The sequence below is a fragment of the Pseudomonas putida W15Oct28 genome, from assembly GCF_000708715.2.
Classification (GTDB): Bacteria; Pseudomonadota; Gammaproteobacteria; order Pseudomonadales; family Pseudomonadaceae; genus Aquipseudomonas; species Aquipseudomonas putida_R.
In genome coordinates, this window is the sequence record NZ_JENB01000008.1 from 1 (window position 1) to 24,296 (window position 24,296).

Here is a 24,296-nt window from a genome sequence, read left to right on the forward strand (position 1 = left end):
ACCCCGACCCCGGCCCCGCCTGCAACCATGCGGATCACCCCATCGAAACCCTCCGCCCGCACCCGTACGTGCATACGGCGGCCCTCACGCAGTGCCTGTTCTTCCAGGTACAACGCCAAGGCGCTACCCGCCCCCAGGCCGACATGGCCATGCACCAGGCTGTCGATGAAACTGGGCGCGACCGCACTGGCCAGCGGGTGGCCCAAGGGGGTCACCAGCACCAGCGGGTCGTCGCGAAACGGCCGGGTCTGCAGGTGTTCGTTGGGCGCGGCGGTCGAAACGATGCCAAGGTCCGTCATGCCCTGGGTAATCGCCTGCACGATGCGCAGGCTCGGCAGCTCCTGCACATCCACGCTGACCCCGGGGTTTTCAGCCAGGTAGCTGGCCAGCAGTTCCGGCAGGTACTCCGTGAGTGCTGCGGTGTTGCACAGCAGGCGTACCTGGCCTTGCTGCCCTTGCGCGTACTCGCCCAGGTCAAACTGCAAGCGCTCGACCTGCTGCGCGATCAGGCGCGCATGCTGTAGCAGTGCCTGACCGGCCGGTGTCGGCTGCACGCCCCGGCGGTTACGTTCCAGCAACGGGATACCCAGCGATGCTTCCATGGCGCGGATGCGCGCGCTGGCTGCCGGCAGCGACAGGTGGCTGCGGCTGGCGCCGGCGGTGATGTTGCCGCACTCCAGGGTGTGCTGGAACAGCTTGAGGTCGATCAGGTCGAAATGCATGTGGCTCTGTCATAGCAAGAGGCTGGCTGAGTATATGGCAGATTTTCCCGCCGGCCGGAACCCGCCATCATCCGCCCATGACGACCTTGCTTGCTTTCTACCAGAACATCGGCCCAGCCCTTTCGCTGCTGGTAGTGCTGACCTTCCTGCTGGCCGGCGCGGTCAAAGGGGTGATCGGCCTGGGCTTGCCGACCATCGCCATGGGGCTCCTGGGCCTGGCTATGCCACCGGCGCAGGCAGCTGCGCTGCTGATCGTGCCTTCGACCCTCACCAACCTTTGGCAACTGGCCAGCGGCGGGCACCTGCGCGCGTTGCTGGTGCGGCTGGGGCCGATGCTGGCGCTGATCTTCATCGGCACCTTGCTGGGCAGTGCCTGGCTGGGGATCAACAGTGGCCCATGGGCCGCGCACGCGTTGGGTGCGGCCTTGCTGGTGTATGCGCTATACGGGCTGGTCGGCCCGGGCTTGCACCTGGCGCCGGCGCACGAGCGTTGGCTGGGGCCGGTCTGCGGGCTGGTGACGGGTGTGGTCACGGCGGCAACCGGGGTGTTCGTGATACCCGCGGTGCCCTACCTGCAGAGCCTGGGCCTGAGCCGTGAACAGATGATCCAGGCCCTGGGCCTGTCGTTCACGGTTTCAACCCTGGCGCTGGCCGTTGGCCTGGCCGGGCAGGATGCCCTCGGTGGCCAGGCGTTGGGGGCTTCGCTGCTGATGCTGGCGCCGGCCCTGCTCGGCATGCTGGCCGGGCAGTGGTTGCGTCAGCGCATCAGCGCGTTGCTGTTCAAGCGTTGCTTCTTCATCGGCCTGGCCGCACTGGGCGGCCACTTGCTGATCAACGGCTAGCGCTTGATACGCTGAGCATGTCGACCCGCTGGATATCGAAATCGCTTTCCAGGTAGTCCATGCGTTTTTCGAAGAACGCGGTCATGTGCGGCAGGGCCGAGTGCACATCCAGCGCCGCCTTGTCGGCCCACACTTCAAAGAACACGAACAGGCTCGGGTCCTGCTGGTCGCGCAGCATGTGGTACTCGATGCAGCCCGGCTCCTGGCGGCTGGGCTCGACGTAGGGGCGGAACAGGGTTTCGAAGGCATCAGCCATTTCCGGGCGGGTCTTGGCTTTGAGGATGAAGGCGAACTGCTCACTCATGGGGCGCTACTCGGTGATGGGTGGTGAATCGATTCTACGGCAATAATGTAATGCCAATTCGTGACTTCAGGTCAATTGTATTTTGCCCCGTCACCGCTGTATCCCGCCCCTGCGAGCCTCTAACCTGCCGGCATGAATTTTTGATTCGGCCGGGGAGGCCAGCATGAAAAAGATCCTTCTGCTCAATGGTGGTAAACAGTTCGCTCACTCCGAAGGCCGCCTCAACGCGACCTTGCACGAAGCAGCCATCGCTCACCTGGACCGCGCCGGTTTCGATGTACAGCAAACCTTCATCGACGACGGCTACGACGTGCAGGCCGAGGTAGAGAAGTTCCTCTGGGCTGATGTGATCATCTACCAGATGCCGGGCTGGTGGATGGGCGCACCCTGGACCGTGAAAAAGTACATCGACGAAGTCTTCACCGCCGGCCATGGCAGCCTCTACGCCAACGATGGCCGGACCCGTTCGGACCACACGCAGAAGTACGGCAGCGGTGGCCTGGTGCACGGCAAGCAGTACATGCTGTCGCTGACCTGGAATGCGCCGCAGCAGGCGTTCGATGACCCCAGCGACTTCTTCGAAGGCAAAGGTGTAGACGCCGTGTATTTCTCGTTCCACAAGGCCAACCAGTTCCTTGGCATGACCGGCCTGCCGACCTTCCTGGCGGTGGATGTGATGAAGCGCCCGGATGTGCCGGCGGCATTGGCAGCTTATGAGGCACACCTGGACAAGGTGTTTGGCAAGGCACAGTAATCTGTTGCCTGTACCGGCCTCTTCGCGGGCAAGCCCGCTCCTACAACAACCTGTGTAGGAGCGGGCTTGCCCGCGAAGAGGCCGGTACAGCCACCGCTGGACTTGGCCTCGACAACCGGCTATCTAATCCTTGCACAGACCAGCCACAGGCCCAGATGTGAAAACCCGATCCGAAGAGCTCCAGGTATTCGTCGCCGTCATCGACTGCGGCTCAATTTCTGCCGCCGCCGAGCAGATGGGCCAGACCCCGTCCGCCGTCAGCCGCACCTTGTCGCGGCTGGAGGGCAAACTGGGTACCACCCTGGTCAACCGCACCACCCGGCGCATGGACCTCACCGAAGAGGGCCGCTACTTCCTCGAGCGCTCACGGCTGATCCTGGAACAGATGGACGAGATGGAAGAGCGCCTGTCGATGAACCACCAGACGCCCACCGGGCGCTTGCGCATCAACGCCGCTGCGCCGTTCATGCTGCATGCCATCCTGCCGTGGATCGGCGAATTCCGTCGCGACTACCCGGGCATCGAGCTGGAACTGAACACCGATGATCTGATCATCGACCTGCTGGAGCAAAGCACCGATGTGGCGATCCGCATCGGTGAACTGGCCGATTCCAGCCTGCACGCGCGCAACCTGGGTTGCAGCCCGGTGCAGGTGCTGGCCAGCCCGGCCTACCTGGCGCAGCACGGCACGCCGCAGCGGGTCGAGGAGTTGGCCAGCCACTGCCTGCTCGGCTTCAGCCAGCCCGAATCGCTCAACCATTGGCCGCTGCGCCACGCCGAGGGTGACCGCTTCAGCATCCGCCCGGCGCTGATCGCCTCCAGCGGCGAGACCCTGCGCCAGCTGGCACTGGCCGGCGAGGGCATCGTCAGCCTGTCGCACTTCATGACCCACGAGGACATCCGCGCCGGGCGCCTGCAAGTGCTGCTGAGCGAGGCCAACAACGGCTACCGCCAGCCAATTCACGCGGTGTACTACCGCAACACCCAGCTGGCCCTGCGTATCCAGTGCTTTCTCGATTTCATCCAGCGCAAGCTGGCGATGTACGCCTGCTGAGTTGCCTGAACGCGACAGATCCTGTCCACAGGCGGCGAAATTTCCTACGGTTGATTGCACAGTCGAAACGCTTCGGCCTTACTGACTGCTCAACAAAAACAACACCAAGGAAGTGTCATGCGTATTGTCCCGTTCCAGTACCTGGCTCTCGCAGCCGCGATCCTGAGCTGTTCCTCGGTTTATGCCGCCACGCTGGAGGGCGGCGCGGTGGCTGCGCCCGATCAATATGGTGCACAGGTAGCCGCCGATATTCTGAAAAAGGGCGGCAACGCGGTAGACGCCGCAGTGGCAACCGCCTTCACCCTGGCCGTGACCTACCCGGAGGCCGGTAACATCGGCGGTGGTGGGTTCATGACCCTGTTCGTCGACGGCAAGCCGTACTTCCTCGACTACCGCGAAGTCGCGCCCAAGGCGGCCACGCGCAACATGTACCTGGACGACAAGGGCGAGGTCATCGAAAACCTCAGCCTGGTCGGGGTACGCGCCGCGGGTGTGCCCGGCACGGTGATGGGCCTGTGGGAGGCGCACCAGAAGTTCGGCAAGCTGCCCTGGAGCGAGCTGCTGACCCCGGCCATCGGCTATGCGAAAAACGGCTTCAAGGTGGCGGAAAAGCAGTACCAGTACCGCAACGATGCCCAGGGCATGTTCAAGACCGCGACCAACTTCAATGACTACTTCGGCAACATGAAGGTTGGCGAGCTGTTCAAGCAGCCAGAAATGGCCCAGACCCTGGAACGCATCGCCGACAAGGGCGTGAGCGAGTTCTACCAAGGCAAGACCGCCGACCTGCTGGTGGCGCAGATGCAGGCTGACAAGGGCCTGATCACCAAAGAAGACTTGAAGGATTACAAGGCCGTCTGGCGTGAGCCGATGGCCGTGAGCTGGCGTGGCAATGTGGTCTACACCGCACCACCGCCAAGCTCTGGCGGCGTCGCCCTGGCCCAGTTGCTGGGCATCAAGGAAGACCGTGCGGCGGACTTCAAGGGGGTGGCGCACAACTCGGCGCAGTACATCCACCTGTTGGCCGAAATCGAGAAGCGGGTATTCGCCGACCGTGCCGACTACCTTGGCGACCCGGCCTTTACCAAGGTGCCGGTGGACCAACTGGTGGCCAAGGACTACCTGGCCAAGCGCGCCGCGCAGGTCAACCCGAAGGCCATTTCCGACACCGACAAGGTCAAGCCGGGCCTGGAGCCGCACCAGACCACGCATTTCTCGATCGTCGACAAGCAGGGCAACGCGGTCAGCAACACCTACACCCTCAACCTCGACTACGGCAGTGGCGTGGTGGTGAAGGGCGCAGGCTTCCTGCTCAACGACGAGATGGACGACTTCAGCGCCAAGCCAGGCGCGGCGAATGCCTTTGGTGTGGTCGGCGGGGACGCCAACGCAATCGAACCGGGCAAGCGCATGCTGTCCTCGATGAGCCCCAGCCTGATGACCCGCGACGGCAAGGTCGAGCTGGTGATCGGTACCCCGGGTGGTTCTCGGATCTTCACCTCGATCTTCCAGGTGATGAACAACCTGTACGACTACGATATGCCGCTGGCCAAGGCGGTGGCGGCGCAGCGCGTGCACCATCAGTTACTGCCCAAGGACACTATCTACTTTGACAGCTATGCACCACTGACCGGGCCGGTGGCTGATGCGCTGAAGAAGATGGGTTACGTGCTGGAGGATCAGGGCTGGGAGATGGGCGATATCCAGGCGATCCGGGTGGACGGGGCGAAGCTTGAGACCGCTTCCGATCCGCGTGGGCGTGGGGTGGGGATGATCGTCAAGTAAGCCTGTTCGGGCGCTGGGAGGGCTTTGCCCTCCTATCGCGACACAAGGCCGCTCCTACAGGGGAACGCGATCTCCTGTAGGAGCGGCCTTGCCGGGGCGCCGGACCGGTCGGATAGGGCCGCAAAGCGGCCCCAGGTGCTCAAGGTCAAACGCGGAACTGGCTGACCAGTGTCTGCAACTGCCCACCCAACCGCGCCAGCTCAACGCTCGCCGATGCCGTCTCGTCACTGGCTGCCGCCGTCTGCTCGGACACATCGCGCACATTCAGGATGCTGCGGCTGATCTCTTCAGCCACTGCACTCTGTTGCTCCGCCGCCGCAGCAATCTGCTGGTTCATCGACTGGATGCTCGACACCGTGCCGGTGATGTTCTCCAGCGAGGCCCCGGCCTTGCGTGCCAGTTCGACGCTGCTGTCGGTCAAGGTACGGCTGCCTTGCATGGCGTTCGCCACTTGCTGGGTACCCTCCTGCAGGCTGGCAATCAGCGCTTCGATTTCTTCGGTGGACTTCTGCGTGCGCTGGGCCAGGCCGCGCACTTCGTCGGCGACCACGGCAAAACCACGCCCGGCCTCGCCGGCACGCGCCGCCTCGATCGCGGCGTTCAGCGCCAGCAGGTTGGTCTGTTCGGCCACCGACTTGATCACGTCCATCACGCTACCGATCTTCTGGCTTTCCTGCTGCAGCAGGTTCATGGCCTCGGTAGAGCGGTGCATGTCCTCGGCCAGGCGCTCGATCTGGCCAATCGCCTCGCCTACCACGCGGTCGCCGGCACGGGCTTCGTCGTCGGCACCGGTGGCGGCATGCGAGGCCTGCTCGGCATTGCGCGCCACCTCCTGAACGGTGGCGGCCATTTCGTGCATGGCGGTGGCCACCTGGTCGGTCTCGACCTTCTGGCTGTTGGCGCCGGCGCTGGTCTGTTCGGTCACTGCCGACAGCTCTTCGGCGGCGCTGGCGATCTGGGTGACGCCATCGCGGATGCCGGTGATCAGCTCGCGCAGGGTGGTGCCCATGCGCGCGATGCCTTGCTGCAGCACGCCCAGTTCGTCGCGGCGGGTGATGCGCACGTGCTGGGTGAGGTCGCCGCTGGCGATCTTTTCCACCGCTAGCAGGGTTTCACGCAGTGGGCCGGTGATCTGGCGAGTGATCAGCACCGCTGCCAGCACGCCAACCAGCAGTGCCAGCAGGGTGGCGATGGCCTGCAGGCTGCGAGCCTGGGTGCTTTCGATGTCGCGGCGTTCCAGCTGGATCTGGTACAGCCCATCACTGCGCTTGACGATGTCGGCCCCCTGCACGGTCATCTCGGCGCGCGAGGTGGTGATGTCGGCTACCGCGTCGCGGAACTGGCGTACAGCGTCGCGGTAGGCCACTACCGAGCGCTCGAACTGTTGCAGGCGGGCGTCTTCAGCGGGCAGCTGGCGTTTGAGGTTGTCGATATCGGCCAGGGCCGCGTCCAGCTGGCGCAGGGCGGCCTGCTCGTTGGCGGCGGTGTTGTCGGCAATGTAGCCGCGCACGTCGATGCGCACCTGCAGCAGTTGCTGGCGGGCCTTGCTGATCAGTTGGTACTGGGCCAGGCGCACGCTGTCGGCCTCTGGGCGCGCCATGACTTCCTGGCTGAGGGCGTCCATGGCCTGGTCGGCGCGGGTGGCCGAACTGTCCATGGCAACGCGCGCAGCGCGGGTGGCGTCGTAGCCCTGGCGCATCTTGTTCAGCGATACCTTGTAGGCGCTGATGGTTGCGCCCAGCTCATTCAGCAGCTTGACGTTGTCCGGGCTTTTGAAGGTGCTGGCCAGGTAGGCCTGCTGCTTGCTGAAGGCATCCAGCTTGGTCTGAGTGTTGGCGGCGGCGGCATCGTCGCCATTGGCGATCATGTACTGCAGGCGCGCGATGCGCAGGTCGGTCAGGTCTTTGTTGAGCTGACCGATGTCACCCATCCAGTTGCTGCGGTCTATCAGGCTGCCCAGGCTGGTCCAGCCGGTCAGGGCCAGCAGGCCGGTGAGGATCAGCACCAGGCCGAAGCCCAGGCCGAGTTTCAGGTTGACGCTGATGTTGGCGAACCAGCTGTTCATGCACGCACTCCAGAAGTAGTTTTCGCTCTCTTGATCTTCGATCGCAAGGCGTTGTTGTTCTGGGTGCCCGCTGACTCGTGCAGGGGTTATCGGCAATGATCAGGGAAGCTGAAACGCTTTTTCAGCAAAAGACGAAGATACCGTCAAATGTGTAGGAGCGGCCTTGTGTCGCGAAAGGGCTGCAAAGCAGCCCCAGGATTTCAGCGCTAGAGCTGATGTTGCCGGGGCCGCTTTGCGGCCCTTTCGCGACACAAGGCCGCTCCTACAATGACCCCGCCAACCTGTTGCATAGGGTGTTAAAGGTTACGCGCGCTGAAGGTATCGCAGCTGTTTACCTCACCCTGGGCAAATCCGGCCTTGAACCAGCGTACCCGCTGTGCAGAGGTGCCATGGGTGAACGAGTCCGGCACCACGCGGCCGCGGCCTTGCTGCTGCAGGCGGTCATCGCCAATGGCATTGGCTGCGTTCAGCGCTTCCTCGACATCACCCGGCTCCAGCCAGTTCAGGCGCTTTTGCGCCTGGTAGGCCCACACGCCGGCCAGGCAGTCGGCCTGAAGCTCCTGGCGCACCAGCAGCCCGTTGTCGCCCTCCATGCGCTGGCCATTGCGGCGTGCGGCATCGACCTTGGCCGAAACGCCCAGCAGGGTCTGCACGTGGTGGCCGATCTCGTGGGCGATCACATAGGCCTGGGCGAAGTCGCCGGCCGCAGCAAAGCGGGTTTCCATTTCGCGGAAGAACGACATGTCCAGGTAAACCCGCTGGTCCGCCGGGCAGTAGAACGGCCCCACCGCCGCCGAAGCAAAGCCACAGGCCGAATTGACCTGGCCACTGAACAGCACCAGCTTGGGGTCGCGGTACTGCTTGCCGGCTTCGGCAAACAGCGCTTTCCAGGTGTCCTCGGTGTCGCCCAGCACCGAGGCAACGAACTCGGCCTGCTGGTCGTTGGCCGGTGGCGCCTTGGCGCCTGTGCCACTGGGTGCGGTTTGCTGTTGCTGCTGTTCCATCTGGCCGGTGAGCTGGCCAAGAATCTGCAACGGGTCCTGCCCGGTGAGCCAGCCGATGCCAACGATCAGCAGAATCGCCCCAAGCCCCAACCCCTTGCCGCCGCCGAAGCGCATGCCACCGCCGCCGCCACTGCCACCTTCGCCTCGGGCATCGACCACGTTGTCGCTGCGTCGGCCTTTTCGCCATTCCATGAATGCTCTCCGGAGCGTGAAACAAGAAGACAAAGATTAGTCCACGACAGCGGCAGGCGTCAGGCCAAAGTGTTAACCCATAACCATTTGGTTATGGATGAAGTGGTCGATTTCAATATTCATCGCGCGCGACCTGCCGGAAACTGTAAGTCCGCCTGCCACGCCCAGGCGTTCACATAATTCCAAGAGAGGAAACCGGCATGCCCGCACAGGACAACAGCCGCTTCGTGATCCGTGATCGCAACTGGCACCCCAAAGCCCTTACGCCTGACTACAAAACGTCCATTGCCCGCTCGCCGCGCCAGGCACTGGTCAGCATTCCACAGTCGATCAGCGAAACCACTGGTCCGAACTTTTCCCACCTGGGCTTCGGTGCCCACGACCATGACCTGCTGCTGAACTTCAACAACGGTGGCCTGCCGATCGGCGAGCGCATCATCGTTGCCGGCCGCGTCGTCGACCAGTACGGCAAGCCTGTGCCGAATACTCTGGTAGAGATGTGGCAAGCCAACGCCGGTGGCCGCTACCGGCACAAGAACGACCGGTACCTGGCACCGCTGGACCCCAACTTTGGTGGTGTCGGCCGTTGCCTGACCGACAGCGACGGCTACTACAGCTTCCGCACCATCAAGCCGGGCCCGTACCCATGGCGCAACGGCCCGAACGACTGGCGCCCGGCGCACATCCACTTCGGCATCAGCGGCCCGTCGATTGCCACCAAGCTGATCACCCAGCTGTACTTCGAGGGTGACCCGCTGATCCCGATGTGCCCGATCGTCAAGTCGATCGCCAACCCGCAAGCCGTGCAGCAGTTGATCGCCAAGCTCGACATGAGCAACGCCAACCCGATGGACTGCCTGGCCTACCGCTTTGACATCGTGCTGCGCGGCCAGCGCAAGACCCACTTCGAAAACTGCTGAGGAACCCGCCATGCCAATCGAACTGCTGCCGGAAACCCCTTCGCAGACTGCCGGCCCCTACGTGCACATCGGCCTGGCCCTGGAAGCGGCCGGCAACCCGACCCGCGACCAGGAAATATGGAACCGCCTGGCCAAGCCAGACGCGTCAGGCGAGCACATTCTGCTGCTCGGCCAGGTGTATGACGGTAACGGCCATCTGGTGCGCGACTCGTTCCTGGAAGTGTGGCAAGCCGACGCCAATGGCGAGTACCAGGATGCCTACAACCTGGAAAACGCCTTCAACAGCTTTGGCCGCACCGCTACTACCTTCGATGCCGGTGAGTGGACCCTGCACACGGTCAAGCCGGGTGTGGTGAACAACGCCGCTGGCGTACCGATGGCGCCGCACATCAACATCAGCCTGTTTGCCCGTGGCATCAACATCCACCTGCACACGCGCCTGTATTTCGATGACGAAGCCCAGGCCAACGCCAAGTGCCCGGTGCTCAACCTGATCGAGCAGCCACAACGGCGTGAAACCTTGATTGCCAAGCGTTGCGAAGTGGACGGGAAGACGGCGTATCGCTTTGACATCCGCATTCAGGGTGAAGGCGAGACGGTGTTCTTCGACTTCTGATGGAAACCCGGGGCCGCAACGCGGCCCCGGACTATCAGCTGTTCACGGGCTTCAGGTCAAACGCATCGGCCTGGTACTGGAACAGCAGGCAATCGGCCGCCGCAGTGCATCCGCTTTCATGCACCAGGTCGGCCGGCAGCCTGTAGTAGGACCCGGCTGAAAACTCGGTGCGTTTGCCATCGATCACCGCGTAGAAAGTACCCTTCAGCACCACGGTCGGCAGTGCCTGGCTGTGCTGGTGCAGACCGTTGTCAGTACCTTTTTTGAATTTCACATAGGCCGAGTAAGGCCCCTTGCCGAAAATATCCCCTTCAACGTTGGCGTAGCTGACTGCGCCGTTGGTGTTGGGTACGTCCTGCCACTTCAGCGCTGCGCTATCGGGTACTGACACGGTGTCTTCTGCTGCGTTGATGCCAGCGGCCAGGGTGGCGAGCGCCACGCCCGCAATAATCGCCTGCAAAGCTTTCATGGTAGAGCTCCTTCGTTGAGTGACAGTGCAACGAAGCCTAACCAAACAGTTTCCGCACAAATACGCCTATCGACGCGCATGACTTGTTCGTGTTTTGCACAAATCACGCCTGCCATCGCGACTGCGCGTAGTAGGTTTGTGCATAGTCCAGCAGCGCCCTCACCTTGGGTGCCAGGTAGCGGCTTTGCGGATACACCGCATACAGGTTGCGTGGTGGCAGTTTCCAGTCTTTGAGCACCGGCACCAGGCGCCCGTCCAGCAGGGCGTCATGCACGATGAAGCGATCGAAGCTGGCAATGCCCAGCCCGCCGATGGCAGCCGCGCGCAGGGCCATCGGCGAGTTGGCACTGAGGCGCCGGGGCATCAGGATGTTGCGCTGTTCACCCTCCTGGCTGGTCAGATGCAGCCGCTGTGGGTGAGGCAGGTTGCTGTAGCCGAGCAGGGGATGCTCAACAAGCGTTTCCAGGGACGTCGGTGTGCCGTGGCGTTCCAGGTAGCGTGGCGCTGCTACCAGCAGCACCTCGCTGTGCGCCAGCAGGCGGGCTACCAGGCTGGAGTCGGGCAGATGATCGGTTATCCGAAGGCAAACATCGATTTCCTCTTCCAGCAGGTCGATGAAGCGATCGCTGCAATTGAGCTCGACCTGCAGGCGCGGGTGGCGCTCGACGAAGTCCGGCAGCCAGCGCCCTAGTTCAAGCTCGCCAAACGCCGTTGCCACGCCCAGGCGCAGGGTACCCGTGGGTTGCAGCTGATGCTCGGACAACTCCAGGGTCATCGCCTGCATCTGCTCGTGGATCTGCACGCAGTGGCGGTAGAAGAGCGTACCGGCTTCGGTCAGGTGCAGGCGGCGGGTGGTGCGGGTGAGCAGTTGTGTGCCCAGCTGGCGTTCCAGCTGTTTCACCTGGCGTGACAGCACGGTGTGGGACAGGCCTGCCTGGCTGGCGGCGGCACTGAAGCTGCCGAGGTCGACGACCCGGCGAAAGGCCTGCATGGCGTTTAACTGGTCCATCGGCACAGCTCTCCTGAAGCGCCCGGTGGCGCCTTGCAGGCCCCACCGGGTAGCGGATCAGCGCCGGACCAGCAACACCCCGCTTTCCATGTGATGGGTATACGGGAACTGGTCGAACAGCGCACAGCGTTCGATACGGTGGGTATCTTGCAGCTGGGCGATGTTCTGCGCCAGTGTCTCGGGGTTGCAGGAGATGTACAGAATCCGCTCGAAGCGCCGGGTCAGCTCGCAGGTGTCCGGGTCCATCCCCGCGCGCGGCGGGTCGACAAACACCGTGCCGAAGTCATAGCTTTTCAGGTCGATGCCTTCCAGGCGACGGAACGGCCGCACCTCATTCAGCGCCTGGGTCAGCTCTTCGGCCGACAAACGCACCAGCTGCACGTTATCCACAGCGTTCTCGTCGAGGTTGCTGAGCGCGGCATTGACCGAGGTCTTGCTGATTTCGGTTGCCAGCACCTGACGCACGCGGGTGGCCAGCGGCAGGGTGAAGTTGCCGTTGCCGCAGTACAGCTCCAGCAGATCGTCCTGGCGCTCGCCAATGGCCTCGAAGGCCCAGCTCAGCATCTTCTGGTTCACCGCGCCGTTGGGCTGGGTGAACGCGCCTTCTGGCTGGCGATAGCTGAACACACGGCCGGCCACGTCGAGTTTTTCCACCGCGTAGTCGCGGCCGATCACCAGGCGCTTACCTTTGGAGCGGCCGATGACGCTCACGCCCAGCGCTTCAGCCAGCTGCTGCGCCTCCGCTTCCCAGGCCTCGTCAAGCGGGCGGTGGTAGCACATGGTGATCATCGCATCGCCGGCCAGGGTGGTCAGGAACTCCACCTGGAACAGGCGGTTGCCCAGTTCCTCGCTGGCCTGCCAGGCCGCCTTCAGGCGCGGCATCAGTGCATTGATGCGCTGGCTGGCAATGGGGAAATCGTCGATCAGGATCGCCTTGTGCTTGTCGCCCGGGGCAAACATGGCGTAGTGGCGCTGGCCTTCCTCGCGCCACAGGCGGAACTCGGCGCGCAGGCGGTAGTGCTCGCGCGGCGAGTCGAAAACGGCCGGTTCCGGCGCACCGAACGGCGCCAGCAGTTCGCGCAGCCGGGCCACCTTGGCGTCCAGCTGGGTGGCGTAGGAGGAGGGGTCGAAAGCAGCACTCATGCGTTGAACCAGCCCAGCTTGATGACGAACAGGATGGAAAGGATCACCAGGGCCGGGTTCAGGTCGCGGTGGCGGCCGGAGATCAGCTTGACGGCGGTCCAGGAAATGAAGCCGAAGGCGATGCCGTTGGCGATCGAGTAGGTCAGCGGCATGGCCAGGGCGGTCACTACCACCGGCGCGGCTTCGGTGACGTCGTCCCAGTTTATTTCTGCCAGGCCCGAAGCCATCAGCACGGCGACGAACAGCAGCGCCGGAGCGGTGGCGAACGCCGGCACGCTACCGGCCAGCGGGGCGAAGAACAACGCCAGCAGGAACAGCACGGCAACCACGATGGCAGTCAGGCCGGTGCGGCCACCGGCGCTCACGCCCGCAGCGGACTCGATATAGCTGGTGGTGGTCGAGGTGCCCAGCAGCGAACCGGCCATGGCCGCGGTGCTGTCGGCGATCAGTGCGCGGCCCATCTTCGGCATGTGGCCGTCCTTGCCCATCAGCCCGGCGCGCTTGGCCACGCCGATCAGGGTACCGGAGTTGTCGAACAGGTCGACGAACAGGAAGGCGAAGATCACGCTGACCAGCCCCACGTCCAGCGCGCCGGCGATGTCCAGCTGCAGGAAGGTCGGCGCCAGCGAAGGCGGCATGGAGACAATGCCGGCGAACGGCGTAACGCCCATCACGATCGAGGCGATGGTCACTGCCAGGATGCCGATCAGCACGGCGCCGCGCACTTTCAGCGACTCAAGGCCGACGATCAGGAAGAAGCCCAGGGTGGCGAGGATCGGCGCTGGCTGCTTGAGGTCACCCAGGCCAACCAGGGTGGCCGGGTTATCGACGACGATGCCAGCGTTATGCAGGGCGATCAACGCCAGGAACAGGCCAATACCCGCAGCAATCGCCGACCGCAGCGGCAGCGGGATGCTGTTCACGATCCATTCGCGGATGCGGAAGATCGACAGCAGGAAGAACATCACTGCCGACAGGAACACCGCGCCCAGCGCCACTTGCCAGGTGTGGCCCATGTGCAGCACCACGGTGTAGGTGAAGAACGCGTTCAGGCCCATGCCCGGCGCCAGGGCGATCGGGTAGTTGGCAATCAGGCCCATGGTGGTGGAGCCGATGGCAGCCGCAAGGCAGGTGGCGACAAAAATCGCGCCCTTGTCCATGCCGGTCTCGCCGAGGATGCTCGGGTTCACGAACAGGATGTAGGCCATGGCCAGGAAGGTAGTGACGCCCGCGAGAATCTCGGTGCGCACGTTGGTGTTGTGTGCTCTTAGTTGAAACAGCCTTTCCAGCATGCCCGCTCCCCAAGGCGCCCCCGGCGCCATGAATGTATCGACCCCATCAGCAAAGCACAGACCGTACCGGTTGCCGTGGTTTTGTGTGGGGAGGAAAAAAGCCGCGCATCATACCAGCATGCTCGGTGAGCGGTAATCAATGTCGCGATATACTGCCGATTCTGCGCCGTGCGGCATGCGGCTTCGTGGGAGCACCGCTGTGCAGCTGATTGACTACCGTGACCTGAACCGCGCCCAGCGCGCTCAATTGCTCGATATCCAGCTGCACTCAGATCAGCAACGCCATGCTGGTGATGTGGCCAGTGCGTTGTATCTGCTGCTCAACTGCAAAAGCGATCACCGACGTGCGCTGGTGATCGTGCTCGACAGCGTGCCGCAGGGGTTGTTGTTGCTTCAGCGCGGGGCGTTTCTGCCAACCTGGGCCAAGCCTGATGCGGCGATGATAACGGCCATGCAGGTCGACAAACGGTTGCAGAGGCGTGGCTTGGGGCGTGGGTGCATGCAGGCCTTGCCGGCAGTGGTGCGCGCGATGTGGCCGGATGTCGAATGCCTGCAATTGTCGGTGGACCGCGACAACCATTCGGCGCTGGGTTTGTACCGCGCCACCGGCTGGATGGACAGTGGCGATGGCTACCCAGCCCGCAGCGGCCATGAACGTTGCATGACCTTGATGCTCTGAGCGGCCTCGGCGCTCAGTCGATGGGCTTGCTGTGCAGTTGATCGCGCTTGGCCAGTGTCGGGAACATTTTTATCCACACGCCAGTGACCACCAGCGTGCCCACCCCGCCCATCACCACCGCCGGCACTGTGCCAAACCAGTGCGCCGTTACCCCCGATTCGAACTCGCCGAGCTGGTTCGAGGCACCAATGAACAAACCGTTGACCGCGCTCACCCGCCCGCGCATTTCGTCCGGTGTCTCCAACTGCACGAACGAACTGCGAATGACCATGCTGATCATGTCTGCCGCGCCAAGCACCACCAGCACCGCCAGCGAGAACCAGAACGAGGTCGACAGGCCGAAGGCGATGGTGGCCACGCCGAACACGCCGACTGCGGTGAACATGGTCCGCCCGACGTTGCGCTCGAACGGGAAGCGTGCCAGCCAGAGCGACATGGCCAACGCCCCCACCGCCGGCGCCGAGCGCAGCAGGCCCAGGCCCAGCGGGCCGGTCAGCAGGATGTCCTTGGCGAACACCGGCAGCAGCGCGGTGGCCCCACCCAGCAGTACGGCGAACAGGTCCAGCGAAATGGCGCCGAGGATGTCGGGCCGGCTGCGGATGAAGCGAATGCCGGCCAGCAGCGATTCGATGCTCGCCCGCCCGCGCTGCACCACCTGGCCGCGTGCCTGCAGGCTCAGGGTAAGCACGCAGGCGATGGCATACAGGGCCACGGTGGGGCCATACACCCAGATGCTGCCGAATGCATACAGGAAGCCGCCCACCGCCGGCGCCACGATGGTTGCCGACTGGGTCGCCGACGCTGACGCCGCCACCGCCCGCGGGAACAGCCCGGGCGGCACCACGTTAGGCAACAGCGCCTGGGTTGCCGGCATTTCGAACGAGCGCGTGGCGCCCAGCAGGAAGGCGAGGGCGAAGATCAGCTCGCGGGTGACATTGTCGGTGGCGCTGCCCACTGCCAGCGCCAGGGCGATCAGCCCCTGCAGGCTCTGGCAAAGGGCGGCGACCTTGCGCCGGTCATAGCGGTCGGCCACGTGCCCGGTGTGCAGCATGAACAGCACCCGCGGGGCGAACTCGACCAGGCCGACCAGGCCCAGGTCCAGCACATTGCCGGTCAACTGGTAGAGGTGCCAGCCAATGGCCACGGTAAGCATCTGGAAGCCGCTGGCAGTGAAAACGCGGGCCAGCCAGAAGGCCAGGAAGGGGCGGTGGTGACGCAACAACTGCGGTGCGGAATCGGACATCGGAAACCAGGGGCCTCGGCGCAGTAGAGGGGGGCGCAGCGTATCACCTGTTTGTAACAAGCGGTTACTGTTTGCCCAGGTCGGCACTTTTTCACGCGTTATGAAAGAGGGTGGGGCAACCGGTCACGCGGCAAACAACCACACGGCCCGCCGGTCTATTCGGGACTATGCTTCCTAGCATTCGTTGATCTGGGTCAATCGTTGCTTTTGCAACAGCTTGTTCAACGAATGGGCCCTCTGGGCCGGAATCCCTGCGATCGAACAGAACAATTCCAACGCGCCGTACTCGACCAAGTGGGGGCAGTGGGCGACTGGGGCCACAAGCCCGGACGCCGGATTATCTGAAGAGGAAGCACCATGTTCGGAATAGAGGCCTTAGAGCTCGCCCGAATGCAGTTTGCCTTTACCGTGTCGTTCCACATCCTGTTCCCGGCCATCACCATTGGCCTGGCGAGCTACCTGGCAGTCCTCGAAGGCCTCTGGCTGCGGACCCACCAGCAGGTCTATCGTGACCTCTATCACTTCTGGTCAAAGATATTTGCCGTCAACTTCGGTATGGGCGTGGTCTCGGGCCTGGTCATGGCCTACCAGTTCGGTACCAACTGGAGCCGCTTCTCCGACTTTGCTGGCGCTGTCACCGGCCCGCTGCTCACCTACGAAGTGCTCACTGCCTTCTTCCTTGAAGCCGGTTTCCTCGGTGTCATGCTGTTCGGCTGGAACCGTGTCGGCCGCGGCCTGCACTTCTTCTCCACGGTCATGGTGGCAATCGGTACGCTGGTCTCCACGTTCTGGATCCTGGCCTCCAACAGCTGGATGCAAACCCCCCAAGGTCACGAGATCATCGATGGCCGGGTAGTGCCGGTGGACTGGTTTGCGGTGGTGTTCAACCCATCGTTCCCCTACCGGCTGATGCACATGGCCACGGCCGCGTTCGTTTCCACTGCATTCTTCGTCGGCGCCTCGGCGGCCTGGCACCTGCTGCGCGGTCGTGACAACCCGGCGGTGCGCAAGATGCTGTCGATGGCCATGTGGATGGCGTTGATCGTTGCCCCGATACAGGCGGTGATCGGCGACTTCCACGGCCTTAATACGCTCAAGCACCAGCCGGTGAAAATCGCCGCAATCGAAGGCCACTGGGAGAATGTGCCTGGCGAGCCGACGCCGCTGATCCTGTTCGGTATCCCCGACATGAAGGCCGAGACCACGCGCTTCAAGGTCGAGATCCCGGCGCTCGGCAGCCTGATCCTGACCCACAGCCTGGACAAGCAGGTGCCGGCGATGAAAGAGTTTCCGCCCGAGGACCGGCCCAACTCGACCATTGTCTTCTGGTCGTTCCGGATCATGGTCGGGCTCGGTTTCCTGATGATCTTCGTTGGCCTGTGGAGCCTCTGGCTGCGCAAGCGCGGCACCCTCTACACCTCGCGCCCGTTCCTGTATGCGGCGCTATGGATGGGGCCTTCCGGGCTGATCGCATTGCTGGCCGGCTGGTTCACCACCGAGATCGGCCGCCAACCCTGGGTGGTGTATGGCCTGATGCGCACGGCGGACGGTGTGTCCAATCACAGTTACGCCCAGCTTGGTTTCACCTTGGTGGCGTTCGTGGTGGTGTACTTCGCCCTGTTCGGCACCGGCCTTGGCTACATGATGCGCCTGGTGCGCAAAGGGCCGCAGACCGGCGAAGGCGACGAGCACACACCGGGCGGCCCTGGCCAGAAACGCACGCCGGCGCGGCCGCTGTCTGCCGCCGATGATGGCCATGAAGCCAAGACTGCCAGCCTGAGCAAGGAGGACTGAACCATGGGTATCGACCTTCCGCTGATCTGGGCCGTGATCATCATCTTCGGCGTCATGATGTACGTGGTGATGGACGGGTTCGACCTGGGGATCGGCATGCTGTTCCCCTTCGTCAAGGGCGAGCAGGACCGTGATGTGATGATGAACACCGTCGCCCCGGTGTGGGACGGCAACGAAACCTGGCTGATCCTGGGTGGTGCCGGGCTGTTCGGGGCGTTCCCGATGGCCTATGCAGTGATACTTGAAGCCCTGTACCTGCCACTTATCCTGATGCTGATGGGCTTGATCTTCCGCGGCGTGGCCTTTGAATTCCGCTTCAAGGCCACGGCCGACAAGCGGCATATCTGGGACAAGGCGTTCATCGGGGGCTCACTGGTCGCCACCTTCTTCCAGGGCGTGGCCCTGGGCGCCTTCCTCGAAGGCTTCAAAGTGGTCGATCGGCATTTTGCCGGTGGTACCCTCGACTGGCTCACCCCGTTCAGCCTGTTCTGTGGCGTGGGTTTGATCGTTGCCTACACCCTGTTGGGGTGCACCTGGCTGATCATGAAGACCGAAGGGCCGCTGCAAAAGAAGATGCACGACATGGCGCGGCCGCTGGCGCTGGTACTGCTGGTGGTGATCGGTATTGTCAGCCTGTGGACACCGATCGCTTATCCACAGATCGCCGACCGCTGGTTCAGCATGCCTAACCTGCTCTGGTTCATGCCGGTGCCGCTGCTGGTACTGGTGACCTTCTACGGGTTGCTCAAGGCGGTGGCGCGCAATGCGAACTACACGCCGTTCCTGCTCACCTTGGTGCTGATCTTCCTCGGCTACAGCGGCCTGGGTATCAGCCTGTGGCCTAACATCATCCCACCGTCGGTTTCGATCTGGGATGCCGCAGCGCCACCGCAAAGCCAGGGCTTCATGCTGGTGGGCACACTGTTCATCCTGCCGTTCATCCTCATGTACACCTTCTGGAGCTACTACGTGTTCCGCGGCAAGGTGACCCATGAAGACGGCTATCACTAGGAGGGCCGCATGATGACCGGCAAACATGGCTTTGAAGAGAAGAAACCGCTGTGGCAGCGACTGGGTTGGCTGCTGCTGATCTGGGCAATGAGCGTTGCGGCCCTGGGTGTGGCGGCGTGGGTGATGCGATTGTTCATGGGGGCTGCGGGCCTTACCACCCATTGAGAACAGCGGGGGGCGCCTGTGGGAGCGGGCGTGCCCGCGAAGCAGACGACGCGATAGATGGCACCGGCCTTGCCGGTGTTCGCGGGCAAGCCCGCTCCCACAGGGGCGGCGCGGGCTCTTATTTGCGGGCTTTCAGGATGACAAACTTGGGCGTCGCCGCCACCTGCTCCACCCCTCGGAACAACCGCGCCAGCTTGCTGTGGTAACCCAGGTGCCGGTTACCCACGATGTACAACGCCCCACCCACCACCAGCGCTTCACGCGCCTGCTGGAACATGCGCCAGGCAAGGAAATCGCCCACCACCTGCTGCTGGTGGAACGGCGGGTTGCACAGCACCACGTCAAGCGACTGCTTCTCCACCCCGGCCAACCCATCGGCTGCGATGAAGGTCGCCGGGCGCTCGCCCAGCGCGGCTTGCCAGTTTTCCTGCGCCGATTGCACCGCCATGTACGATTCGTCGACCAGCGTGTACTGGGCATCCGGGTTGGCCAGGGCGCTGGCAACTGCCAGCACGCCATTGCCGCAGCCCAGGTCCGCTACCCGTGCGTTGCCCAGGTCGCGTGGCAAATGCGGCAGGAACGCCCGGGTGCCGATATCCAGGCCTTCACGGCAGAACACGTTGGCATGGTTGACCAGTTCCAGCGCCGGCGCGTCGAGGCGGTAGCGGCTAGGGTAGGGCGAGCGGGCGACCGGCCGTTCGGCCAGCGTTGCCGTCAGCAGGCGGGCCTTTTTCTGTGCCAGCGAGGCCTGCACCGGGCCGATGTACTTTTCCATCAGGTCGCCGGCTGCGTGTGGCAAGTGCTTGACCATCGCCCCGGCAATCACCTGCGCGCCAGGCGCCAGGTGGCCCTGCAGGCGGATCAGTTGTTCTTCAAGCAAGGCCAGGGTCTTGGGCACGCGCACCAGCACCCGGTCGAACGGGCCTTGCCAGTGTTCGCTGGCCGGTACGAACGGCACGCTGTCGAACGGCAAGCCGTTGCGCGCCAGGTTCTTTTCCAGGGCCAGGTGCGCCAGGTGCGAATCGCCACTGCTGACCACCTGCAGCCGGCCTGCCAGGCTGGCCGCCAAGGCACCGAAGCTGTCATTGAGCACCAGCACCCGGCAGTTGGCGTCGGGTGCCTGTTCGTGCAACTGCGCAAGCAGGTACTCGTCGGCGGCATCGAAAGCCTGCAGCGGGTCGTTTGCCTGCTCCGGCTGGCGGATCAGGTCGAGTTCGGCGTAGGGGGTGGTCAACAGGGGCATGGCGTCTGGCTCGGGTATAAACTGCCCGTTGCGGTTCGCCCCGGGCTTTGCCGGGCGATTCTACAGGGCTTTGCCCAAGGTCGCAGGTTTGACGGTCAGATCCAGCCACGCATGGCGGCGATGGCGATGGCGCCGGCCTTGTTGGAGGCGTTGGTCTTGGTGATCACGCTACGGATGTGGAAGTTAACCGTGCTCTGCGACAGTGACAGGATGCAGGCCACGTCGGCTGCGGTCTTGCCGGCGGCCGACCATTTCAGCACTTCCAGTTCACGCTCGCTCATTTTCGGTTGCGGTGGGCACAGTGCATTGAGGTGGTGTTCGCCGAGTACTGCATGCAGGGTATGGCACAGCCACTGCACGCTGCCGGCCTTGTCATAAAGCTCGACGATGTTGATCTCTTCGGCTGGCCTGGCCACGCTGATCTGGCTTTCGTTGTGCTGCAGGTCGTGCAGTGACTGCGTCCAGCCATGACGCAAGCCGTGCTGGCAGGCTGCTTCGCGAAACTGCGGTGCTTCACGATACAGATCGTCGGTCCATAGCACCGGCATGGTAGAGCTGTGGCTGACGTTGGCGGCCGGGTCCTGCTTGTAGAACTCATCGCGCTGGTAGCGCTCGATCCACTCATCCGGGTAGTTGCTGTAGAGGTACACCCTGGGTGTCTGCGTGGCGATCTGGATGCGCATGTTCAGCCCGAGGTAATCCATACCCAGGTCTTGTGCCAGATGTACCGCGATGTCAAACAGCTTCCGTGGGCTGCGTTCGCTGACGAACGCATGAAGGTGTTCGGGATTCCAGTGAAGCATCTGAACCACTCCTGGGGGGATAGGATCCAATCCATTTGGGTACCCGCATCATTGTAGGAAAAGACCTACCATGACGTTTGGTTTTTTTTGCTATAGCGCTCACGTTTCTCTGCAACTTCGGCACGATCGCCCTCGATGAGGCCCTACAAAGCAGTGGTTTTTATCCGGGCCACTTTGCGCGACACTGTGCGCACGTCAAACCTGGAGCCCGATATGACCGCTAGCGCCGAAAAGTTCACCCGCCAGACCCTGCTCGATGTTCAGCCGCTCACGCCGAACCTCTTCAGCCTGCGGGTTACGCGCGATGCGGGGTTCCGCTTCCGGTCCGGCCAGTTCGCCCGGCTGGGCGTGACCAAGGCCGATGGCAGCGTGGTGTGGCGCGCGTATTCCATGGTCAGCGCACCCCATGACGAGCACCTCGACTTCTTCTCCATCGTGGTGCCAGGCGGGGAGTTCACCAGTGAGCTGAGCCGGCTGGGGGCGGGTGATACCCTGCTGATCGACCGCCAGGCCTTCGGCTTCCTTACCCTGGACCGCTTCGTGGGTGGCCGCGACCTGTGGCTGCTGGCGACCGGCACCGGCATTGCGCCATTCATGTCGATCCTGCAGGACTTCGAGGCCTGGGAGCGTTTCGACAGCATCAAGCTGGTGTATTCGGTGCGTGAAGCCAAAGAGCTGGCCTACGTGGATGAAATCGCCGGGCTGGAGCAGCGCGACTACCTGGCTGAGTACGCCGGCAAGTTGCAGTTCATTCCGGTGGTGACCCGTGAGCAGCACCCGGGGGCGTTGAACCAGCGCATTACCACGCTGATCGAAAACGGCGAGCTGGAGAAGGCAGCAGGACTGGAGCTGTCGCCGGAGCATTCGCGGGTGATGCTGTGCGGCAACCCGGAGATGATCGACGAGACGCGCAAGGTGCTGAAGGCGCGTGACCTGCAACTGAGCCTGAGCAAGCGGCCGGGGCAGGTGGCTGTGGAAAACTACTGGTAAGACCACTGGGGCCGTTGTGGGAGCGGGCATGCCCGCGAACACCGGCGAAGCCGGTGCCATCCACCGAGTTGGATTCTTCGCGGGCATGCCCGCTCCCACAGCGCCCCCGGCAATCTCAGGGCAGCCGATTCTGGTTCTGCGTCTTGAGCAAATCGCGAATTTCGGTCAACAGGGTTTCTTCAGCCGAAGGCACAGGCGGTACAGTCGGCGCCACGGCTTCTTCGCGCTTGAGCCTGTTGATTGCCTTCACACCCATGAAGATGGCAAAGGCAACGATCACGAAGTCGATCACGGTCTGGATGAACTTGCCATAGGCCAGCACCACCGCCGGAATGTCACCTTCGGCAGCTTTCAGGGTAATCGCCAGGTCGCTGAAGTCCACACCCCCGATCAACAGGCCCAACGGCGGCATGACCACGTCTCCGACGAAGGACGAGACGATCTTGCCGAAGGCTGCGCCGATGATGATACCGACCGCCATGTCGACGACATTGCCTTTGACCGCGAAGGCCTTGAACTCACTGATCATGCCCATGTTTGGTTCCTTGTAACAAAAGGTAAGGTTAACGCAGTGTAAGCCACTAAAACGCTTCATGCGTTGTGTTCAGGGGTAGTGACTGCGCTTAGAACGAATAGTTTTGTCGCATCCCGAAGCGTTCGAGACACGTCCGGCTCGGCTATCATGGCGGTTTTTTCCAGGAGACCCCACCCAATGGCCAAGGCCAAGCGCTTGTATGGCTGCACCGAGTGCGGCGCGACCTTCCCTAAATGGGCCGGCCAGTGCGGCGAATGCGGGGCCTGGAACACCCTGGTCGAAACCATGATCGAGAGCGGCGGTGCCGCTGCGCCCAGCAGCGGCCGCGCCGGTTGGACCGGGCAGCAAGCGCAGATCAAGACCCTGGCCGAAGTCAGCGTCGAGGAGATCCCGCGCTTCACCACCAGCAGCACCGAACTGGACCGCGTGTTGGGCGGCGGCCTGGTGGATGGCTCGGTGGTACTGATTGGTGGCGACCCTGGCATCGGCAAGTCGACCATCCTGCTGCAGACCTTGTGCAACATCGCCGTGGGCATGCCGGCCCTGTATGTCACGGGTGAGGAGTCGCAGCAGCAGGTGGCCATGCGCTCGCGGCGCCTGGGCTTGCCACAGGACCAGCTCAAGGTGATGACCGAAACCTGCATCGAAACCATCATTGCCACGGCACGCGTCGAGAAACCGCGGGTGATGGTGATCGACTCGATCCAGACCATCTTCACCGAGCAGTTGCAGTCGGCACCCGGCGGCGTGGCCCAGGTGCGCGAGAGCGCGGCGCTGCTGGTGCGTTACGCCAAGCAGAGCGGCACGGCGATCTTCCTGGTCGGCCACGTGACCAAGGAAGGTTCGCTGGCCGGCCCGCGGGTACTCGAGCACATGGTCGATACCGTGTTGTATTTCGAAGGTGAGTCGGACGGTCGCCTGCGCCTGTTGCGAGCGGTGAAGAACCGCTTTGGCGCGGTCAACGAACTGGGCGTGTTCGGCATGACCGACCGGGGCCTGAAAGAGGTGTCCAACCCGTCGGCGATCTTCCTTAACCGTGCCCAGGAAGAAGTGCCGGGCAGTGTGGTGATGGCCACCTGGGAGGGCACCCGGCCCATGCTGGTGGAGGTACAGGCACTGGTCGACGACAGCCACCTGGCCAACCCGCGCCGGGTAACCCTGGGCCTGGACCAGAACCGCCTGGCCATGTTGCTGGCGGTGCTGCACCGCCACGGCGGTATCCCCACCCATGATCAGGACGTGTTCCTCAACGTGGTGGGCGGGGTGAAGGTGCTGGAGACGGCTTCGGACCTGGCGTTGCTGGCGGCAGTGATGTCCAGCTTGCGCAACCGGCCACTGGCCCATGGGCTGCTGGTGTTTGGCGAGATCGGCCTGTCAGGCGAGGTGCGACCGGTGCCCAGTGGCCAGGAGCGGCTGAAGGAAGCGGCCAAGCATGGCTTCAAGCGGGCCATCGTGCCCAAGGGCAATGCCCCGAAAGAGTCGCCCGCGGGGCTGCAGGTTATTGCCGTCACTCGCCTGGAACAGGCTCTGGATGCACTGTTCGAGTAATTTATAGCCTGTACCGGCCCTATCGCCGGCAAGCCAGCTCCCACAGGTACAGCACAGCCTTCAAGGGCAGTGAGTATCCTGTGGGAGCTGGCTTGCCGGCGATAGGGCCTGAAC

General features: G+C 63.4%; 24 protein-coding genes and 1 pseudogene. 12 read left to right on the forward strand and 13 right to left on the reverse strand.

Going from position 1 to position 24,296, the window contains the following annotated elements:
- Positions 1-722: LysR substrate-binding domain-containing protein (locus AK81_RS06965; protein ID WP_043197807.1), on the reverse strand; the 722-nt coding region annotated here is incomplete at its 3' end.
- 77 nt (positions 723-799) lie between these two features.
- Here AK81_RS06965 and AK81_RS06970 point away from each other — a divergent pair.
- Positions 800-1,564 (forward strand): sulfite exporter TauE/SafE family protein, encoded by a 765-nt coding sequence (locus tag AK81_RS06970; RefSeq protein ID WP_043197809.1) that lies wholly within the window; start codon positions 800-802, stop codon positions 1,562-1,564.
- On the opposite strand, the gene AK81_RS06975 is transcribed toward AK81_RS06970, so the two are convergent.
- Positions 1,554-1,868 (reverse strand): putative quinol monooxygenase, encoded by a 315-nt coding sequence (locus tag AK81_RS06975; RefSeq protein ID WP_043197811.1) that lies wholly within the window; start codon positions 1,866-1,868, stop codon positions 1,554-1,556. The two genes, AK81_RS06970 and AK81_RS06975, sit on opposite strands and share 11 nt — an antisense overlap.
- Positions 1,869-2,031: 163 nt before the next feature.
- Here AK81_RS06975 and AK81_RS06980 point away from each other — a divergent pair, with 163 nt between their 5' ends.
- From AK81_RS06980 to ggt, 3 genes are all read left to right on the forward strand, one after another.
- Positions 2,032-2,622 carry an NAD(P)H-dependent oxidoreductase gene (locus AK81_RS06980; RefSeq protein ID WP_043197812.1) on the forward strand — a complete coding sequence of 197 codons (591 nt, stop codon included), beginning with the start codon at positions 2,032-2,034 and terminating at the stop codon, positions 2,620-2,622.
- Between the two features lie 157 nt (positions 2,623-2,779).
- A complete protein-coding gene (locus AK81_RS06985; protein WP_043197813.1) occupies positions 2,780-3,676 on the forward strand; it encodes a LysR family transcriptional regulator in 897 nt (298 codons plus the stop codon).
- A gap of 117 nt (positions 3,677-3,793) precedes the next feature.
- A complete protein-coding gene (gene ggt / locus AK81_RS06990) occupies positions 3,794-5,461 on the forward strand; it encodes a gamma-glutamyltransferase (protein ID WP_043197814.1) in 1,668 nt (555 codons plus the stop codon).
- A 145-nt stretch (positions 5,462-5,606) separates the two neighbouring features.
- Here the strand turns inward: ggt and AK81_RS30750 are convergent, their stop codons facing one another.
- The 3 genes and pseudogenes from AK81_RS30750 to ypfJ all read right to left on the reverse strand — a co-directional run bounded on the left by AK81_RS30750 (position 5,607) and on the right by ypfJ (position 8,722).
- Positions 5,607-6,470 (reverse strand): methyl-accepting chemotaxis protein, encoded by an 864-nt coding sequence (locus AK81_RS30750; RefSeq protein WP_430297887.1) that lies wholly within the window; start codon positions 6,468-6,470, stop codon positions 5,607-5,609.
- A pseudogene (locus tag AK81_RS30755) lies at positions 6,462-7,526 on the reverse strand (methyl-accepting chemotaxis protein); the annotation flags it as partial. The gene AK81_RS30750 and the pseudogene AK81_RS30755, both read right to left, overlap by 9 nt.
- 296 nt (positions 7,527-7,822) lie before the next feature.
- Complete coding sequence (ypfJ, locus tag AK81_RS07000; protein ID WP_043197816.1) at positions 7,823-8,722, reverse strand: KPN_02809 family neutral zinc metallopeptidase; 900 nt, start codon at positions 8,720-8,722, stop codon at positions 7,823-7,825.
- A 200-nt stretch (positions 8,723-8,922) separates the two neighbouring features.
- Between ypfJ and pcaH the strand changes: the two genes are divergently transcribed.
- On the forward strand, positions 8,923-9,642 hold the full coding sequence (pcaH, locus tag AK81_RS07005; protein ID WP_043197817.1) for a protocatechuate 3,4-dioxygenase subunit beta: 720 nt from the start codon (positions 8,923-8,925) through the stop codon (positions 9,640-9,642).
- 10 nt (positions 9,643-9,652) lie between these two features.
- Positions 9,653-10,258 (forward strand): protocatechuate 3,4-dioxygenase subunit alpha, encoded by a 606-nt coding sequence (gene pcaG / locus AK81_RS07010; protein ID WP_043197818.1) that lies wholly within the window; start codon positions 9,653-9,655, stop codon positions 10,256-10,258.
- A gap of 34 nt (positions 10,259-10,292) precedes the next feature.
- Here pcaG and AK81_RS07015 read toward each other — a convergent pair whose 3' ends face one another.
- The 4 genes from AK81_RS07015 to AK81_RS07030 form a co-directional block, all read right to left on the reverse strand.
- Positions 10,293-10,727 carry a cupin domain-containing protein gene (locus AK81_RS07015; protein ID WP_043197819.1) on the reverse strand — a complete coding sequence of 145 codons (435 nt, stop codon included), beginning with the start codon at positions 10,725-10,727 and terminating at the stop codon, positions 10,293-10,295.
- A gap of 103 nt (positions 10,728-10,830) precedes the next feature.
- Positions 10,831-11,736 (reverse strand): LysR family transcriptional regulator, encoded by a 906-nt coding sequence (locus AK81_RS07020; RefSeq protein WP_043197820.1) that lies wholly within the window; start codon positions 11,734-11,736, stop codon positions 10,831-10,833.
- A 57-nt stretch (positions 11,737-11,793) separates the two neighbouring features.
- The gene (gene trmA / locus AK81_RS07025; RefSeq protein WP_043197821.1) at positions 11,794-12,879 is read right to left on the reverse strand and encodes a tRNA (uridine(54)-C5)-methyltransferase TrmA; all 1,086 of its coding nucleotides are present in this window, start codon (positions 12,877-12,879) and stop codon (positions 11,794-11,796) included.
- Positions 12,876-14,171, reverse strand: a complete 1,296-nt coding sequence (locus AK81_RS07030; RefSeq protein WP_043197822.1) for an NCS2 family permease — start codon at positions 14,169-14,171, stop codon at positions 12,876-12,878. The genes trmA and AK81_RS07030 overlap by 4 nt, the downstream gene beginning before the upstream one ends.
- 199 nt (positions 14,172-14,370) lie before the next feature.
- Here AK81_RS07030 and AK81_RS07035 point away from each other — a divergent pair, with 199 nt between their 5' ends.
- Positions 14,371-14,850 (forward strand): GNAT family N-acetyltransferase, encoded by a 480-nt coding sequence (locus AK81_RS07035; protein WP_050491848.1) that lies wholly within the window; start codon positions 14,371-14,373, stop codon positions 14,848-14,850.
- A 13-nt stretch (positions 14,851-14,863) separates the two neighbouring features.
- Here the strand turns inward: AK81_RS07035 and AK81_RS07040 are convergent, their stop codons facing one another.
- Entirely contained in the window at positions 14,864-16,093 is a 1,230-nt protein-coding gene (locus AK81_RS07040; RefSeq protein ID WP_043197825.1) for an MFS transporter, read from the reverse strand.
- 357 nt (positions 16,094-16,450) lie between these two features.
- Between AK81_RS07040 and AK81_RS07045 the strand changes: the two genes are divergently transcribed.
- Genes AK81_RS07045 through AK81_RS07055 form a run of 3 tightly spaced genes read left to right on the forward strand, consistent with a single transcriptional unit; the run spans position 16,451 to position 19,063 of the window.
- A complete protein-coding gene (locus AK81_RS07045; RefSeq protein WP_043197826.1) occupies positions 16,451-17,887 on the forward strand; it encodes a cytochrome ubiquinol oxidase subunit I in 1,437 nt (478 codons plus the stop codon).
- A 3-nt stretch (positions 17,888-17,890) separates the two neighbouring features.
- Positions 17,891-18,898: a cytochrome d ubiquinol oxidase subunit II gene (gene cydB, locus AK81_RS07050; RefSeq protein ID WP_043197827.1), complete on the forward strand. Its 1,008-nt coding sequence runs from the start codon at positions 17,891-17,893 to the stop codon at positions 18,896-18,898.
- 9 nt (positions 18,899-18,907) lie between these two features.
- Positions 18,908-19,063 carry a DUF2474 domain-containing protein gene (locus AK81_RS07055; protein ID WP_043197828.1) on the forward strand — a complete coding sequence of 52 codons (156 nt, stop codon included), beginning with the start codon at positions 18,908-18,910 and terminating at the stop codon, positions 19,061-19,063.
- A gap of 118 nt (positions 19,064-19,181) precedes the next feature.
- On the opposite strand, the gene AK81_RS07060 is transcribed toward AK81_RS07055, so the two are convergent.
- Entirely contained in the window at positions 19,182-20,306 is a 1,125-nt protein-coding gene (locus AK81_RS07060; RefSeq protein WP_043197829.1) for a methyltransferase, read from the reverse strand.
- A gap of 95 nt (positions 20,307-20,401) precedes the next feature.
- Positions 20,402-21,109, reverse strand: a complete 708-nt coding sequence (locus tag AK81_RS07065; protein WP_043197830.1) for an autoinducer binding domain-containing protein — start codon at positions 21,107-21,109, stop codon at positions 20,402-20,404.
- 213 nt (positions 21,110-21,322) lie between these two features.
- Here AK81_RS07065 and AK81_RS07070 point away from each other — a divergent pair, with 213 nt between their 5' ends.
- The gene (locus AK81_RS07070) at positions 21,323-22,099 is read left to right on the forward strand and encodes a ferredoxin--NADP reductase (protein ID WP_014592355.1); all 777 of its coding nucleotides are present in this window, start codon (positions 21,323-21,325) and stop codon (positions 22,097-22,099) included.
- A 115-nt stretch (positions 22,100-22,214) separates the two neighbouring features.
- On the opposite strand, the gene mscL is transcribed toward AK81_RS07070, so the two are convergent.
- The gene (gene mscL / locus AK81_RS07075) at positions 22,215-22,634 is read right to left on the reverse strand and encodes a large-conductance mechanosensitive channel protein MscL (RefSeq protein ID WP_043197833.1); all 420 of its coding nucleotides are present in this window, start codon (positions 22,632-22,634) and stop codon (positions 22,215-22,217) included.
- A gap of 177 nt (positions 22,635-22,811) precedes the next feature.
- On the opposite strand from mscL, the gene radA reads away from it, so the two are divergent.
- A complete protein-coding gene (gene radA / locus AK81_RS07080) occupies positions 22,812-24,182 on the forward strand; it encodes a DNA repair protein RadA (RefSeq protein ID WP_043197834.1) in 1,371 nt (456 codons plus the stop codon).
- Positions 24,183-24,296 lie beyond the last annotated feature (114 nt).

Excerpts from the sequence above, each read along its gene's own strand:
- pcaG (WP_043197818.1), top strand. The coding sequence starts at position 9,653 with ATGCCAATCGAACTGCTGCCGGAAACCCCTTCGCAGACTGCCGGCCCC.
- AK81_RS07070 (WP_014592355.1), top strand. The coding sequence starts at position 21,323 with ATGACCGCTAGCGCCGAAAAGTTCACCCGCCAGACCCTGCTCGATGTT.
- cydB (WP_043197827.1), top strand. The coding sequence starts at position 17,891 with ATGGGTATCGACCTTCCGCTGATCTGGGCCGTGATCATCATCTTCGGC.
- AK81_RS30750 (WP_430297887.1), bottom strand. The coding sequence starts at position 6,470 with ATGGGCACCACCCTGCGCGAGCTGATCACCGGCATCCGCGATGGCGTC.
- mscL (WP_043197833.1), bottom strand. The coding sequence starts at position 22,634 with ATGGGCATGATCAGTGAGTTCAAGGCCTTCGCGGTCAAAGGCAATGTC.
- pcaH (WP_043197817.1), top strand. The coding sequence starts at position 8,923 with ATGCCCGCACAGGACAACAGCCGCTTCGTGATCCGTGATCGCAACTGG.
- AK81_RS07060 (WP_043197829.1), bottom strand. The coding sequence starts at position 20,306 with ATGCCCCTGTTGACCACCCCCTACGCCGAACTCGACCTGATCCGCCAG.
- AK81_RS07020 (WP_043197820.1), bottom strand. The coding sequence starts at position 11,736 with ATGGACCAGTTAAACGCCATGCAGGCCTTTCGCCGGGTCGTCGACCTC.
- ypfJ (WP_043197816.1), bottom strand. The coding sequence starts at position 8,722 with ATGGAATGGCGAAAAGGCCGACGCAGCGACAACGTGGTCGATGCCCGA.
- AK81_RS07055 (WP_043197828.1), top strand. The coding sequence starts at position 18,908 with ATGATGACCGGCAAACATGGCTTTGAAGAGAAGAAACCGCTGTGGCAG.
- AK81_RS07045 (WP_043197826.1), top strand. The coding sequence starts at position 16,451 with ATGTTCGGAATAGAGGCCTTAGAGCTCGCCCGAATGCAGTTTGCCTTT.
- AK81_RS07015 (WP_043197819.1), bottom strand. The coding sequence starts at position 10,727 with ATGAAAGCTTTGCAGGCGATTATTGCGGGCGTGGCGCTCGCCACCCTG.
- AK81_RS07065 (WP_043197830.1), bottom strand. The coding sequence starts at position 21,109 with ATGCTTCACTGGAATCCCGAACACCTTCATGCGTTCGTCAGCGAACGC.
- AK81_RS06970 (WP_043197809.1), top strand. The coding sequence starts at position 800 with ATGACGACCTTGCTTGCTTTCTACCAGAACATCGGCCCAGCCCTTTCG.
- AK81_RS06975 (WP_043197811.1), bottom strand. The coding sequence starts at position 1,868 with ATGAGTGAGCAGTTCGCCTTCATCCTCAAAGCCAAGACCCGCCCGGAA.
- trmA (WP_043197821.1), bottom strand. The coding sequence starts at position 12,879 with ATGAGTGCTGCTTTCGACCCCTCCTCCTACGCCACCCAGCTGGACGCC.
- AK81_RS07040 (WP_043197825.1), bottom strand. The coding sequence starts at position 16,093 with ATGTCCGATTCCGCACCGCAGTTGTTGCGTCACCACCGCCCCTTCCTG.
- radA (WP_043197834.1), top strand. The coding sequence starts at position 22,812 with ATGGCCAAGGCCAAGCGCTTGTATGGCTGCACCGAGTGCGGCGCGACC.
- AK81_RS06980 (WP_043197812.1), top strand. The coding sequence starts at position 2,032 with ATGAAAAAGATCCTTCTGCTCAATGGTGGTAAACAGTTCGCTCACTCC.
- AK81_RS07030 (WP_043197822.1), bottom strand. The coding sequence starts at position 14,171 with ATGCTGGAAAGGCTGTTTCAACTAAGAGCACACAACACCAACGTGCGC.
- ggt (WP_043197814.1), top strand. The coding sequence starts at position 3,794 with ATGCGTATTGTCCCGTTCCAGTACCTGGCTCTCGCAGCCGCGATCCTG.